The following is a 14,509-nucleotide window of genomic DNA, read 5'->3' as shown; positions in this document are numbered from 1 at the left end:
CAGATCACTTCACTTCGCTCAGGGCGAGGTTCAGGTCCAGCACATTCACGGTGTCTGGCCCGAGGGGGTTTTGCTGGATGTGTTTTTCCACCACTTCCCGCACATCTGCTGTCTGGAGGCCTCTGGCTTTTGCGACGCGCTTCGCCTGCAAGAGGGCACCTTCTGGAGTGATGTGGGGATCCAGCCCCGAGCCACTCGCCGCAAGCAGGTTCGCAGGAAGTGCCTTTGCAGGCACCCCATTCTCTTGTTGCAGGCGCAAACTGTCTTGCTCAATGCGCCCCCTGAGGGCAGGGTTGCTGGAGGCCAGGTTGGAGCCACTGGCATTCACCGGATCGTAACCCTCCCCTGCAGCACTCGGGCGTCCCTGAAAGAACTCGGGGCGGGTGAATTGCTGTCCGAGCAGGCTGGACCCGATCACCTTTCCGTTTTGCACCAGCAGGCTGCCTCGAGCTTGATCGGGAAACAAAGCCTGCCCGGTGAAGGTGGTGACCAGAGGGTAAACGGCCCCGCACAAAAGCATGCTGACCAGAGAAAAACGAAGTGCAGTCCACATGTGAATCCTCAATTCCAGCCCAGGAGGGCCAGCACAAGATCGATCAGTTTGATGCCCACAAAAGGAAGCAAAACCCCTCCCAGTCCGTACACCAGCAGGTTTTTGGCCAGCAAGGCATCACTGCTCGAAGGGGTGTACTTCACCCCTTTGAGCGCCACTGGAATCAGGGCAGGGATGATCAGGGCATTGAAGACCACGGCGCTGAGGATGGCACTCTGGGGACTCCCCAGGCCCATCACGTCCAGCACTTTCAACTCGGGGATGCTGGTGACAAACAGGGCAGGCAGGATGGCGAAGTACTTGGCGACATCGTTGGCAATCGAGAAGGTGGTGAGGGCCCCCCGGGTGATCAGCAGCCCCTTGCCAATCTCGATGACTTCGAGCAGTTTGGTGGGGTCATTGTCCAGGTCGATCATGTTCCCGGCTTCCTTCGCGGCAGGGGTACCAGAATTCATGGCGAGGCCCACATCCGCCTGGGCGAGGGCGGGGGCATCGTTGGTGCCGTCTCCCATCATGGCAACGCGTTTTCCAACAGACTGTTCTTCCCGGATCAGCCTGAGCTTGTCTTCTGGGGTGGCCTCGGCAATAAATGCGTCCACGCCTGCTTCTTTGGCGATGGCCTGCGCGGTCAGGGGATTGTCTCCGGTGACCATCACGGTCCTCAGGCCCATGCGCCTCAGTTCCGCGAAGCGCTCCCGCATGCCAGTCTTCACCACGTCTGAGAGGGCAACCACCCCCAGAATCTGCCGATCCTCAACCACCACCAGTGGGGTGGCCCCGATGCTGGCAACTTTCTCCACCTGCGTTTTCAGGTCAGCAGGCACATGGAGGCCCTGCTCCTGGGCCAGTTTGAGCATGCGGTCACTGGACCCCTTGCGGATCTGGCGGCCATCGGGCAGGTTCACCCCGGACATGCGGGTTTGAGCAGTGAATTCGATGAACTCTGCACCTTCAGTCTGTTTTTCACTGGCAGAAACGCCGCTGGACCTGGCCAGAGCCACGATGCTTTTGCCTTCGGGGGTCTGGTCAGCGAGGCTGGACAGCAGGGCAGCTTCCATCAGGGCCTTCGGATTTGCTCCACCCACCACGATGAAGCTGGTGGCCTGACGGTTCCCGTAGGTGATGGTTCCGGTTTTGTCGAGCAGCAGGGTGTCCACATCGCCTGCCACCTCCACCGCCTTGCCGGATTTGGCGATCACGTTGGCTTTCAGGGCACGGTCCATCCCGGCAATCCCGATGGCGGGCAGAAGTCCACCGATGGTGGTGGGAATCAGGCACACCAGCAGCGCAACCAGGGTGGTGACGTCCACCTTCACCCCCACAAAACCTGCGATGGCGGGCAGGGTCACCACCACCAGCAAGAACACCAAGGTCAGGGCGGAAAGCAAAATGCCCAGGGCAATCTCGTTGGGGGTTTTCTGTCTCGATGCCCCTTCCACCAAGGAGATCATGCGGTCCAGGAAGGACTCGCCGGGGTTGGAACTGATGCGCACCACAATGCGGTCCGAGAGCACCCGGGTCCCACCCGTCACCCCCGAGAAGTCACTCCCGGCCTCCCGGATCACCGGGGCGGACTCCCCGGTGATGGCAGACTCGTCCACACTGGCGATGCCCTCAATCACCTCGCCGTCTCCGGGGATGACTCCTCCGGCCTCAACCACCACCAGGTCCCCTTTGTGCAATTCCACACTGGAAACCATTTGCTCGGTCTGGCCAGTCAGTCTCCTGGCCTGGGTGCCTTCCCGGGCTGAGCGGAGGCTTTTTGCCTGGGCTTTGCCTCTGGCCTCAGCGATGCTTTCTGCGACGTTCGCGAACCACACCGTGAACACCAGGATGACCGTGATGGAGAGTTCATACAGGAACGGTTGCCCGGTCACCACATTGGCAACGGTGATGTACAAGGTCACCAGACTGCCCACCGTGACGACCAGCATCACAGGGTTCTTGGCGAGCATCCTGGGGGCGAACTTCTTGAATCCCCCTTTGAAGGCTTCTTGCATCTGGTCTGCTGAAAAAGTGGATTGGGCTGGTTTGAGGGTCTGGCTCATTTGAGGCCTCCAGAGGTGAGGGCGTCTGCGATGTGCCCGAGGGTCAGGGCAGGAAGGAAGTTGAGGAGTTGCAACAGCACCATCACCGAAATGAGGGTCAGGGCGAACACCGGGGTGTCAATCCTGAGCGTGCCAGAGGTGACCGGAGCAGGGATTTTCTGAGCGAGGATGCCCGCGATGGCCAGTGGAATCAGCATCGGCAGGAATCGGGCCAGGATCAAAACCACGCTGCAAGTGATGTTCCACCAAGAGGTGTTGTCCCCGAGGCCTTCAAAGCCTGAGCCGTTGTTGGCGTAGGCGCTGTTGTACTCGTAAAGCACCTGTGAGATGCCGTGGTAGGCGGGGTTGCTGTTGGCAGACAGACTGGGGTTGGAGAGGGTCAGGGCCGTGAAAGTGAGGATCAGGAAGGGTTGCAGCAAAATCGCCAGGGAGGCCAGCTGGATTTCTCTGGCTTCCAGTTTGCGACCGAAAAGTTCCGGGGTGCGGCCCACCATCAGGCCGGCGATGAACACCGTCAGAACCACGAACAGCAGGTAATTCACCAGACCCACCCCGATGCCGCCGAAGATGTCGTTCAGGAACATGTTGATCTGTGGGATCATCCCGGCGAGGGGATTCAGGGAATCGTGCATGGCGTTCACGCTGCCATTGCTGGTCTGGGTGGTGAGGGCAGCCCACAAAGCTGAGGCTTCGATGCCGAGGCGGGTTTCTTTGCCTTCCCAGTTGGCTGCACTCTGGGCCAGTCCTGCGAAGGCACGGTTGGGGGCTTTTTCCAGCAGATACAGCGGAATGGAGCCTGCCAGGGACAGGGTGACCATCACGCCCAAGGTGATCAGGCTGAGTTTCCTTTGCTTCAGCACTTCACCCAGACTGAACACCAAAGCAGTAGGAATCAGGAACAGGGCAATGGTGGAAAGCAGGTTGGTCAACCCTGTAGGGTTCTCAAACGGGTGGGTGGCGTTGGGTCCAAACCAGCCGCCTCCGTTGGTGCCCAGTTGCTTGATGGCTTCCAGCGCAGCAACGGGGCCCACCGGGATCACCTGCTTCACCCCTTCCAGTGTGGTCGCAGTCACTGCCCCCTGCAAGGTGCTCGGAACGCCCTGCCAGACCAGAATGAGGGCAAAAACAAAGCTCAATGGCAGCAGAATGCGCACCATGGCTCGGGTGACGTCCACGTGGTAATTCCCCAAGGATTTCAGGCCATTCACCTCTTCACCGTGTCCGCCTTTCAGGAGCCTGAGGATGGCGAACAAGAGGGCCAGGCCCACTGCTGGAGTGATGAACTGCAACGACACAATGCCCATCATCTGGGACAGGTAACTCAGGGCGTTCTGCCCGGAGTAATGCTGCTGGTTGGTGTTGGTGATGAAACTTGCTGCGGTGTGCAAGGCCAGGTCCCAGCGCATACTGGAAATGCCATCAGGATTCAGGGGCAACACCCCCTGAAACACGAAAATCAGGTACGCGATGACCGCCAGGATCAGGTTGGACAGCAGCAGGTGCAACCCGTAGGTTTTCCAGTTCATGTTTTGCTCTGGACGCACCCCCATGAGTTTGTACAGGCCCCTTTCCACGCCAAGGTGTTTGTCTCCTTGCATGGCATTCGAGATGTACTTCCCGAGGGGGTAGGCCATCAGCAGCACCGTCAGGTACGTCAGGAGGTACACCGTCATGGCTGTTCCATGCCTTTCAGGGCCAGCAGGCAAAGGCCAAACAGGATCAGTAAAATCAGCAGGCCTGGCATCAGAAGTCCTCAGGCCTCAGCAGGGTGAGGAGCAGGTAGGCCCCCACCAGGACAGACAACAGCAGCAGAATGGTATTCATACCCCATCAGATTGCATCCTGTTGGGCTTTTTGGGCAGGTGTCAAATGGTCATGGGTTCTGGCCACCTGACGTGGTGGATTGGCCACATGGCCAAGACGCGTGCTTTCTGTGGGGTTAAACTGGAAGAGAAATGCGGTTTCTCAGTGTGGTGCTTCTGCTCCTTGGTTTTGTGCTGGATGTGGTGACGCACAGCAGCTTGGTGGTGGGCATCTTGCTGAATGTGCCGTTGGTGCTTTCCGGCCTGACCCTTTCCCGGCACTTCTTGTTGCAGATGACCGTCCTGACGCTCGTTGCCAATGTCCTGGCAGGTGTGATCAATGGTTTTCAGGACGGCAACAGCCTCACCACGCTGATCAACCGCCTGATGGTGGTGGTGAGTCTCTTTCTGGTGGGGTTCCTCAGCTTGCGGATGCAGGACACCACCCTGAAAGCAGCCCTCCTGCAGGCCGAGGAGGAACGGGCCCAGCGGGAAAGCAAGTTGCGTTCCATTTTGAATGCGTTCACGGCGGTGATGAGTCCTGAGCAGTTCCTGGCGCAGACCGTGCGGGTGCTGCTGGAGGCCACCCGTTCTGGTGCGGTGCTGGTGCTCAGGGAAGACCAGAGTCTGGTGGTGGGCACCCCGGTGATGCAGTGGACTTCAGCCAAAATCCAGTTGCTTTTGGAGCGCAGCGGCAATTGGGTGTTGTCGTGGGAGGGGTTTGTGGTACTGCTGGACCGGCCAGAGCAGGAGTCGGTGTCGTGGGTGCAGGAGGTGCTGTCGGATTTGACGCCCCTGTACGGGCAGGCGGTGCTGCGGGAATCCCTGGAAAGCCAACGGGCGCAACTTCAGGACCGCAGTGAGGTGATCCGGGATTTGATGTATGCCTTTTCGCACGATTTGCGCACCCCGATTCTGGCGAACGTCATGAGCATGAAACTGGCGTTGTCTGGCACGTATGGTCCCATCGGGGACGAGTACCAGTCTGCCCTGAGAAATGGCATTCAGGCCAATCAGGATGTGCTTTCTCTGGCAGAGAGCCTCTTGCAGGTGGCCAAACTGGAAATTGAAGGGGAAGGTGTGCCTCTGGGGAGGGTCAACCTCTCTGGGTTGGTGGGTACGGCCCTGCTGCAGGTGCAGCCCCTGATGCTCGAAAAGCACCTGCGGGTGCAGCAGGACCTGTCCGGGGACGTCTGGGTGCTGGGGGATGCGGCGCAACTGAGGCGGGTGGTGCTGAACCTGCTGGACAACGCCATCAAATGGAGTCCGGTGGGTGGGACTCTGGAGGTGCGCATGGAACGCAAGGGGCGTTTTGTGATGGTGGGTGTGCTGGATGAAGGTCCCGGGGTGCCGGAGGGCATGCGGGGTCACCTGTTTCACCGGTTCCGCAAGGCTGGGGCGGGTGCTGGGAGTGGACTGGGACTCTACCTGGCCAGCAAAATCATGAGGGTACATGGCGGACGTCTAGCTTACATCCGCAGTGAGGGCCGCACGGAGTTCTGTTTCACGTTGCCGGAGGAGCAAGCATGAAAATCAAGGTTTTGGTGGTGGAAGACCACACGTTCACCCGGGATGGCCTCAGGGCCCTGATCAACGCGCAGCAGGACTTTGAGGTGGTCGCTGAGGCGAGAAGTGGTGAGGAGGCCCTGGAGCAGTTGCAGGACCGCCATGTGGATGTGGTGCTGCTGGACATCGGGCTTCCCGGGATGGACGGCATTGAAACGGCCTCTCAAATCCGTAGGCTCTTCCCTCTGGTGCGCATGGCGATGCTGACCGCTCACCAGATGCCAGAGCAGGTGTTTGCCGCGCTGGCTTCCGGGGCAGATGCGTACTGCCTGAAGACCGGGGAGCCGGAACTGGTGCTGCTGGCCCTGCGGGCAGCCCATGCCGGGAGCGCCTACCTGGACCCGCAGATTGCCCACCTGGTGCTGGGCCGAGCGGTGGTGACCTCCAACAAGCCTGAAACGTCTTTGACGGAGCGGGAGTTGGAGATCCTGAGGCGCATTGCGGACGGGCAGAGCAACAAGGAGATTGCCCTGACGCTCTCGGTCAGCGTGGGAACGGTCAAGAACCACGTGCAGGACATTCTGGTGAAACTTTCTGCGAGTGACCGCACGCAGGCGGCGGTGAATGCGGTGCGCAGTGGCTTGTTGTGAAACCGGATGGTCTGGGGGATGGTTTTTGGTTTTCGGATGGTTCAGTGCGGTGGGAATGGGGGGTTTGACTGGAAGCCAGTGGGGTTTTCTGGCATGCTGAGGGCCGATGATGGACCCGTTGCTTTCTCAGGATGATGCCTTTTACCTGGATTTCTTGAATGAGGTGAAATCCAAAGTGCTTCAGGTCCGCACCCAGGCGATGCTCAGCGTGAACTGGGAGTTGATTGTGCTGTACTGGCAGTTGGGATGGGAGATTTTCTCCCGCCAGAACGATCAGGGTTGGGGCAGCAAGGTGGTGGATCGGCTCTCCTGGGATCTGAAGGTGGCCTTTCTGGAGATGAAGGGGTTCAGCCGCAAGATACCTCTCGTACATGCAGTCGTTTGCTGAGGCGACATCTGAGGAATTTGTGCAGCAGGTTGCTGCACAATTGCCGTGGGGTCATGCACCCTGCTGGACCGATTGAAAGACCCGATTCAGCGAGAGTGGTAGCCCGGGCTGCCCTTGAGAACGGCTGGTCCAGAGCGGTGTTGGACCACCAGATTGACAGTGGCCTGTTTGACCGGCAAGGAGAAGTGTGAGCGTTGTGGGTGATTCCCATGCAGCAGGATTTGAGTTGCCATTTTGGGGAGGAAGCCACCAAGTACACCCCTCTGAGGACCCAGCAGGGCTACATCGTGCTGGATGAGAAAGCCTTTTTTCAAGAAGGAGATGTGATGCTCCTCAACTGGACCAAGGTCTTTATCCCCTGCACGGACTCACCGTGAGGATCGTCCAAAATGTTACCCTCGGGATGCTGCAGCCCTTGGCAGTGGTGCAGGTGTGGTGTAAATGTGTCCCATGAGGTGACCTGTGGCCTTGCCTCCAGTATGGCGAATCATGATGCCTTTCAAAGCAACTTCTTTCAACCTTGTAAAATACCAGCATGCTGCACGCCAAGTTGTTCGGGAAACCCGAGTTCCGCATCTCTGGGAAACTTTTGCCTCTGGGCGAGAAAGCTTTGTTGCTCATGGCTTACTTGGCGTGTCACCCCGAGGGGGTGCCGAGAGGCAGGCTGTTGCGGTTGTTGTGGCCTGCGGGCAAAGCCCACAATTTGCGTCAGACTTTACAGGCTTTGCGGAAACTCCCTGAAATCTCAGATTGGCTTGTGGACGATGGTCAGTCGCTGCGATTGCAGACCCAGAGTGATGTGCACTTGCTGATGGAAGAGAAAGTCATTCCATCAGGGGTTTTTCTGGATGTGGATGTGCATGCTTGTCCAGATTTTGAGGTGTGGAGGGATGCTGAGCAGCACCGACTGCATCAATTCAGGCAGCGCGTTCGGCGAGCAAAAGCCATTTGGTGCCAGGAAAACGAACAGCCGACAGAAGCTGTGGGTTTGCTCACTGACCTGTTGCTGGACGACCCTCTGGATGAGGATGCCGTGCAGCGCTTGATGCGGATCTTCTTGCAAAGCCAGCAGCGTGAGCAGGCAACATCCTTGTTCATTCGTTTCGAGCAAGATGTGCTGGCATTGGGTTTGCACCCTCAGGAAAGCACCCGGGAATTGTTGGGTGCACAAACCGACACTGCTTCTTTGTTGTCGCAAGCCCAAACGTTGCTGGAGCCTGATTTGCGTCCTGGCAGTGCAGCTTTGTGGAGCAGGGTTTTGGGTTGCACTGAGTTGGAGGTGGCCCTGTGGATGTCAAGTCCTTCCCAGACGGTGCTTTGCCCAGAGGGACCTCTTTGTGCTTTGTGGCATGCCCGCCTCGCTGAGCACCTCAGGCAGTTGGATGCCAAACCGTTGAAAATGCCTGTGCATGTTTTCCTGACTGCCGTGGCAGGACACTGGGAACAGGCCGGGCACTTCAAAGAAGCCAGGAGCACTTTCCTCGAAGCTGCTTTTGAAGCAGAACGGGTGGGGGCGAACATGGAAGCGTTGGGGTGCCTGGACCGGGCGTTGCGCTGCACGGAACCCGGCGGGGAACTGGAATTGCTTTTTCGCAAAACCGCACTTCTGGAAACACTGGGGCGCATTCCAGAGTTGTTGGTTGCTGCGAGAGAACTTCACCAGCATGCGGCACTCTGGCAGAGTGACCTTGCTGCACTGGGTGCACATGTGGCAGCAGGGGTGGGTTTGATGCGCAGTGGCAAAGTGCTGGAAAGCGAAGAGGAAGTTCAGGGTGCTCTGGGGGTGCTTGGACGCATGGACCGGGCCAGAGTGCCTGTCCCTGAATTCTTGCGGGGAAGGGTGTGTGCCCTTGAAGGTGCTCTTTTCTTGCGTGCAGGGCGTTTCCTTGATGCCCAGAGGGTTTTTTCGCAGGGTTTGCTGTTTGATGTTCCAAACGATTTGCGGGTGCGTTTGCTGGCCAACCTTGGGACGGTGTACGGTCTGCAAGGGGCTTTGCAAGACGCCCTCTTGACCCTGGAGGACTGCGTGACGTTGGCTCGTCACACGCAGGATTTGAGTGTGCTGGGAGGGGTGCTGGTGAACCTCGGAACCACCGCAGAGAAACTGGGGAATTCAGAACGGGCTTTCAAGGCGTTCAAGGAAGGGGTCACCCTGAGCACCAGGTTGGGCATGGCGCCCACCGTGCAGGCCGCGTACCGCAACTTGGCTGCCCTGCACTTGCGTTCCGGTCAACTGGGTTACGCGTGGAACACCGCCAGTGAACTGCGAGACGATTACCTGTCGGCAGAACTGCATTTATGGGTGGAATTGCTGCTCGCCGAAATCGAATGGTTGTGCGGAGACCTGCAAGCCGCCCACCGGAGGCTCTGGGCCCTTCAGGAAGGTCAATGGTCCCCTTCGGACCGCAACCACTTGCAGCTGCAAGGGTACCGTGCTTTGCTGCACGCCATCGACACCCAGGATGACGCACCGATCTGGCAGGTGCTGCAACAGGCAAAAAACGCTGAACAGCAGGAACTGGTGTGGGACCTCGGGTTGGATGTGCTGGTTCACCTGCAAAGCCCAGAGAAGATGAAGGTGTGGCTGGATTGGTTGGGTTCACCGCAAACCCCACACCCTGACTTTCAAAAAAGGCACCAATTGGCTTGCCTGCTGCACCATTGGCGATCCGGGGAAGCATTGAACCTTCATGGGCTTCAGGCACTCTCAGAGCAGGATTTCTTGCATTCCGTGTGTGCTGCCCGGTTGTTGCACCACCTGGACGGGCGAATGAAAGGGCAATTTCAGATGGTGCTGTTCAAGCAAACCGAAGGGTTGCCTGAACACCTCAAACAACAATTCTTGAATCACCACCAGAAACCTTTGCTTTGAATCCACAACCTACGCTTCACCTACGCCGGTTCCGTACCCTGAGGCATGAGCAGCAAGATGCGTGTTCACAAGTGGCTGGTGGCAGGCATGCTGGGGTGCGCAGGTCCCGCAGCGGCCTTCACCCCAACAGAAGTGGAATTGTTTTGTGGGTTTCCTTTCCATTCCTCTACCCGCATTCAGGCTGCCCCTCAGGTGGGGGAAGCCATCAACATCTTCCGCAACAGTTGGGTTCAAATCAAAGCCAATTACGGCTTCGGGGCCAGAGAAGGCACCCAAGCTTTCTACGATGACTTTTATCAGGGATGGTTCAATCAATTGCCTTTGATGGTCGCCCTGAAAGACCCGGACTTGCCTGCCCTCACTCCGGGTCTGGAAGTGTTGTACAACCTGAAGAACAACCTGGCGGACTGCTTGCCTGCCGAGAAACGGGCGCTGTATGAATCTTACGCTGCAAGTGCCCTCAAGCATTACAGCACGCTGGGGTTCACTTCACCAGCCAACTGGAGGCTCGGGCCGGTGATCCCCAGAGGAAGCCGCAAGGTGGTGCGTTTGTATGTGGTGCCTGAATCCCAGTATGACGGCATCGCCAACACGGCATCCCCCTGCAGCGCAAATGGCAACCTCGATCCAGAGTGGTTGTCGTTTGTGGTGATCAACCGGGACACCCTGCTGGCCGGGAGTGACGCGCAGGCGTACTACGTGATCGCCCATGAACTTGCCCACGTCATCCAGAACGCCCAAACCTTGGTGAATCAAGAAAAAACCAGCACCTGCGACCCTGTTCCCAAATGGATTGGGGAAAGCACCGCTGACGCTCTGGGGGTGCAGGCAACCCGAAAAGCCTTCGGGGTGTTCGAACCCAGCATCCAGAGTGGTTTGGGCCTCAATGCCCACAGTTTGCGGTCCTACCGGGTCAGTTTACCGCAACCTGGTGAACCCAACGAGGCCAACTTGCGCAACTACCGGGCGAGCAGTTTCTGGAGGCACATCATTGACCGTTACCACGCAGGGAACCCTGGCATTCTCGCCCGGTACATGGCCTCAAGCCGCAAAACGCCCGGCAAGCCCGACTGGTTGGAGTACCTGGATGCCATCATCACCGCAGACAAAAAAGTCACCCCCAGCACCCCGGATGGACAAACGGGGGGTTTGCATCTGGCATTCCCGAACTTCCTCACCGAGTACGCCACGTGGGGCACCGAGAAATTCCCGAAAGTGGGCGAGGGCACCTGGTTGCGCACCGCTTTCGGGAATTGTGAAACCATCACCCTCAGCCCTTCCGGTCCCAAAGGCGTTTCAACAACCGTCAGCAACCTTGAACCTTACTCGGGTCGCTGTTACCGCATCAAAGTCACCGGTTTGCAGTCCGGCCAGAGGGTTTCGGTGATCCCCATGGTGGACCAACTGAAAAACGGACTGGCCGACGAAATGCACCTCGGCACGGCCTACAACCGCAGCAAAAAAGCCTTCCATTGTTACCGGAATTTCACGGTGCAAAGTGGCGGGCAGGTGGGCCAACCAGGATGCCTGAAAAAACCTTTCACTGTCGCAGGGGCTGGAACACGCATCTGGCTGGCCGAAGCCGACGAAGCCCTACCTGGACAAAGTGAAATTGAATACCTCTGGATCCTCTCATGGGTCCCCGTCCAGGCCACCGACGCTGTGCTGGGCAAAAAAGTCAGCATTCCCCAACTGGCATTCGCACTGGATGCCACCACCGCACAGACCACATTGCCCCTCAAAGCCAAACCGAAATCCTCGATTCCCGGAGGGCAAGTCAGCAAGAAAACCATCGGTCAACTGAACATGTCTGGCGGAGCAGACGGCGCACAGGAACTCATCCCCATGGAAGGCACCGAAACCACCGGACTACAACCCGATTTTGCGAAAACCGCCTTCCGGGTGCAGGACTTCGGCCTCGGGCAACTCCAGAACCAACTGCAAAACCTCACCAACACAGACATCCACACCCTCGCAGTGGGTTTCGCAGAAGTGTCTTTCGGACTTGAAAACTTGGGAGACCAGAGCATCCCCCAGGAGAACATCGAATCAGATGGTGATGTCTTGTTCGTCTTTCCGGATGGCGGCATCCCTTACGGAAAGATCGGCACGTACCGGGCCCACCTGCAAGGCGGCAACAACCAGAGCAGCGAAGACCCCATGAGCACCCTGTACATCTCCCCTCTGGACACTGAAAGCAAACCCAGCTTAAGTGTCCGCATTGAAGTACTGCAGTTTGATGATTTGGGCTTCCAAGCGAAAATCTCAGGTTCATTCTGCGCAGTGCCGTGGCCTCCCCCAGTGGACCGTCCCCTCAAAAGCCACATTGATGCAGCATGCCAGAACAACACCCACACCGTCGAAGCCAACCTCATCAAACCGTATGGCTTTGCATACCGGCAAGGCAACGCCCTCAAAACATCCAACACCCCCAGCACACGCATTTACGCCGAGAACCTCAAAGCCTTTCTGGGCAACGTCATGCCAGAATTCCTGACTGTCCCTGGCTTCAACCCCCCAGCCCCCCCTCCTTCCCTCAACGGGAACGCAGGCACTTCAAATGGCAGCCCTGTCTCTGCAACGTGCCCACTCACTTGTGAGCAGATCCAGCAACTGGTGGAATTCTCAGAGAACGCACCTGAAGGCACCCCGCCACCTTTGGATCTCTTGCAGCACCTCACCTCACCTGGCTGCATGCAGGTTTTGATGGACGACCAAAGTTGCCCGATCACCCAACCCGGACTTTAAGGAGGAACCATGAAGAAAACCACCCTCACTGCTTCACTCACCGTGCTGCTCATTACCGTCACAGCTGTCGCCCAACAGGTGCAGCGCACCCTGAGCTTCACCCTCAACGGCACACCCAGCAGTGAAAAAGCCCTCGTGATCAACGGCAAGACATACATCCCTGCCAGCGAACTGCGCAAACTCGGGATTTCCGTCACTGCCACCAAAACCACCCTCACCCTCACCCAGAGCCAGTCTGGGGGAGCAAATGGACAGGAAGGCACCGCAGGGTGCAGCAACCAGACCCTTTTCAACGGCCTGTGGCGGTTCACCTTGACCAGTGACCTCAAGCAAGAAAGCGAATATGGTGATCCCATTTGGGTGTTGGAGGCCGAGGTGCGCAATGCCAGCAAACAAAGCAGCCGACTGGACTTCTCGGGTTTGCAGGGCGTGGGTTTTGTTTATGCGGATGGGCGGGTGCTGTCGGGTGAAGCGAGGGATTTCAGTGTGGACATTCCAGCAGGTGCAGCCAGCCGAGGACAGTTCGTTTCCAGTCGCACTTCAAATCCTCAGGACTTGAAGGAACAGCCAGTGAAGTTGCTGTTGGTGTGGGATGAGAACGTACGCAAGAATGCCAATGTGCGTTTTGATTTGACGTGCCAAAAATAACCAGTCCGACTATGTTGGCGAATTCGACCTGTTGCCCATCTGGCAGAAGATAAACACTGAAAGTTCCAAACTGGGTTATGTCTCTGAAACCTCATCCGGTCCCCATGATCCCCAAGACCACCCGACACGTCGCTCAAGCTGTTTCTTCCCAGCCCGCTCCCGCCATGCGTTTTCGCGATGAATTTGAGGGCTTCTTGCAGCAGCTGGATTTCAGAGAACTCTACTCAACTCGTGGTAAGCCAGCTTTGCCTCCATGGCGACTCCTGCTGGTGATGATCCTCCAGTTCAGTGAAAATCTGACCGACTGGGAGGCGGTACATGCCGTAAAAGCCCGGCCAGATTGGAAATATGCCCTGCCCCTAGCGCAAGATCACAGATGAAGTTGTGCAAGAGGCTCTGGTTTCGAACACCCATAGTAAGCACACACCCGAGACTCCAACTCCTCCGCAGAAAGCAAGCCCTGAGTGGGCATCACCGCCCGTTTCCCATGCAGCCATTTCGGCTCAATGTTGTTCAACCAAGGGCTTCTTTTTGGTAGCAAGCCACTCAGAATCTACACATCTGGAAGCGCCACTTCCGACGAACCTCCAGGGGGGTTGAGTTGATTCCCAGTGATGAACTGCCTCCAGCACGGCTTGGGGTGGAATCCCCTTATGAAAGTGAAGCCAAGTACAGCTTTTTTCCTCCTGCAGGACCTTAAAGGCAACGCCAATGAAGTTGTAGCCCAGTTCGGTGAAACGTAGGCGACCTGATTTACGGTACAACAGTGGTCCTCCCAATGTGCTTTCCAGGGCCTGAATCCGGGCTTTGACCAGGGTCGAAGTCAGGCCCAGAGAGGCGGCAGCTTTTCTGTAAGTGCCCTGTGCGTAAAGTGCTTCAAAGGCTTCAAGTTGGAGGCCCATGGACCTTCATTGTAGAAAATCAGATGACAACATTGTTCTTATGCCGTTTAGGGGTGGGCAAATCTGAGGTTGTGTGCTAGAAAAGCAAATGCCAGTCGGGTTTTTAGCGTCCTGAGCGTCTTCACCTGACTGCTCCTCAGCCCCACTCGCACCACCCATGAAAAAGCCCTTTCGATGCTCACCCGGAGTTTCCCATACTCAGGCTTCCAACGCACATCCACCACTTTGGCATTTTTCTTCGGTGGGGTGATGATCCCCGGCGATACGTAAGCCTTATCCCCAATGATTTTCGGACACCCAAAGTCGGCCCACCGGGCATTGAGCTTCTTGGCACCCGTAAAATCATGTTCATTGGCAGGCAAAACCACATGCTGCACGAACTGACCCTCCTC

The 14,509-nt window shown here is 57.5% G+C and carries 15 protein-coding genes; 9 read left to right on the top strand and 6 right to left on the bottom strand.

The window, feature by feature from the left end; translation table 11 throughout:
- Window positions 1-4: 4 nt before the first annotated feature.
- From kdpC to Q371_RS28230, 4 genes are all read right to left on the bottom strand, one after another.
- Window positions 5-553, bottom strand: a complete 549-nt coding sequence (kdpC, locus tag Q371_RS18055; RefSeq protein ID WP_034342962.1) for a potassium-transporting ATPase subunit KdpC — start codon at window positions 551-553, stop codon at window positions 5-7.
- 8 nt (window positions 554-561) lie between these two features.
- The gene (gene kdpB, locus Q371_RS18050; RefSeq protein WP_034342960.1) at window positions 562-2,601 is read right to left on the bottom strand and encodes a potassium-transporting ATPase subunit KdpB; all 2,040 of its coding nucleotides are present in this window, start codon (window positions 2,599-2,601) and stop codon (window positions 562-564) included.
- Window positions 2,598-4,274, bottom strand: a complete 1,677-nt coding sequence (gene kdpA / locus Q371_RS18045; RefSeq protein ID WP_034342958.1) for a potassium-transporting ATPase subunit KdpA — start codon at window positions 4,272-4,274, stop codon at window positions 2,598-2,600. Before kdpA ends, kdpB begins: the two co-directional genes overlap by 4 nt.
- Before the next feature lie 70 nt (window positions 4,275-4,344).
- Window positions 4,345-4,425 carry a potassium-transporting ATPase subunit F gene (locus tag Q371_RS28230; RefSeq protein ID WP_084571517.1) on the bottom strand — a complete coding sequence of 27 codons (81 nt, stop codon included), beginning with the start codon at window positions 4,423-4,425 and terminating at the stop codon, window positions 4,345-4,347.
- A gap of 131 nt (window positions 4,426-4,556) precedes the next feature.
- Between Q371_RS28230 and Q371_RS18040 the strand changes: the two genes are divergently transcribed.
- From Q371_RS18040 to Q371_RS18005, 9 genes are all read left to right on the top strand, one after another.
- Window positions 4,557-5,933, top strand: a complete 1,377-nt coding sequence (locus tag Q371_RS18040; protein WP_034342956.1) for a sensor histidine kinase — start codon at window positions 4,557-4,559, stop codon at window positions 5,931-5,933.
- Window positions 5,930-6,559 (top strand): response regulator, encoded by a 630-nt coding sequence (locus Q371_RS18035; protein WP_051964747.1) that lies wholly within the window; start codon window positions 5,930-5,932, stop codon window positions 6,557-6,559. The genes Q371_RS18040 and Q371_RS18035 overlap by 4 nt, the downstream gene beginning before the upstream one ends.
- 106 nt (window positions 6,560-6,665) lie before the next feature.
- Window positions 6,666-6,947 (top strand): DUF1016 N-terminal domain-containing protein, encoded by a 282-nt coding sequence (locus tag Q371_RS25980; RefSeq protein WP_051964745.1) that lies wholly within the window; start codon window positions 6,666-6,668, stop codon window positions 6,945-6,947.
- Between the two features lie 53 nt (window positions 6,948-7,000).
- The gene (locus Q371_RS27185; RefSeq protein ID WP_157442796.1) at window positions 7,001-7,138 is read left to right on the top strand and encodes a hypothetical protein; all 138 of its coding nucleotides are present in this window, start codon (window positions 7,001-7,003) and stop codon (window positions 7,136-7,138) included.
- 18 nt (window positions 7,139-7,156) lie between these two features.
- Entirely contained in the window at window positions 7,157-7,324 is a 168-nt protein-coding gene (locus Q371_RS18025; RefSeq protein WP_157442795.1) for a hypothetical protein, read from the top strand.
- A gap of 158 nt (window positions 7,325-7,482) precedes the next feature.
- Window positions 7,483-9,819: an AfsR/SARP family transcriptional regulator gene (locus Q371_RS18020; RefSeq protein WP_034342949.1), complete on the top strand. Its 2,337-nt coding sequence runs from the start codon at window positions 7,483-7,485 to the stop codon at window positions 9,817-9,819.
- A gap of 45 nt (window positions 9,820-9,864) precedes the next feature.
- Window positions 9,865-12,567: a hypothetical protein gene (locus Q371_RS18015; protein WP_034342946.1), complete on the top strand. Its 2,703-nt coding sequence runs from the start codon at window positions 9,865-9,867 to the stop codon at window positions 12,565-12,567.
- Between the two features lie 9 nt (window positions 12,568-12,576).
- Window positions 12,577-13,215, top strand: a complete 639-nt coding sequence (locus Q371_RS18010) for a hypothetical protein (RefSeq protein WP_034342942.1) — start codon at window positions 12,577-12,579, stop codon at window positions 13,213-13,215.
- 104 nt (window positions 13,216-13,319) lie between these two features.
- Window positions 13,320-13,595: a transposase gene (locus tag Q371_RS18005; RefSeq protein WP_169743883.1), complete on the top strand. Its 276-nt coding sequence runs from the start codon at window positions 13,320-13,322 to the stop codon at window positions 13,593-13,595.
- Between the two features lie 123 nt (window positions 13,596-13,718).
- Here Q371_RS18005 and Q371_RS18000 read toward each other — a convergent pair whose 3' ends face one another.
- Window positions 13,719-14,117 carry a helix-turn-helix domain-containing protein gene (locus tag Q371_RS18000; RefSeq protein ID WP_034342936.1) on the bottom strand — a complete coding sequence of 133 codons (399 nt, stop codon included), beginning with the start codon at window positions 14,115-14,117 and terminating at the stop codon, window positions 13,719-13,721.
- Window positions 14,118-14,164: 47 nt separating this feature from the next.
- Window positions 14,165-14,509 (bottom strand): transposase (locus Q371_RS17995; protein WP_034342934.1); only part of this gene is annotated, 345 nt, incomplete at its 5' end.

This window comes from Deinococcus misasensis DSM 22328 (assembly GCF_000745915.1).
In the GTDB taxonomy this organism is placed as follows: Bacteria; Deinococcota; Deinococci; order Deinococcales; family Deinococcaceae; genus Deinococcus_C; species Deinococcus_C misasensis.
This window is presented reverse-complemented; position numbering and strand designations above follow the sequence as displayed.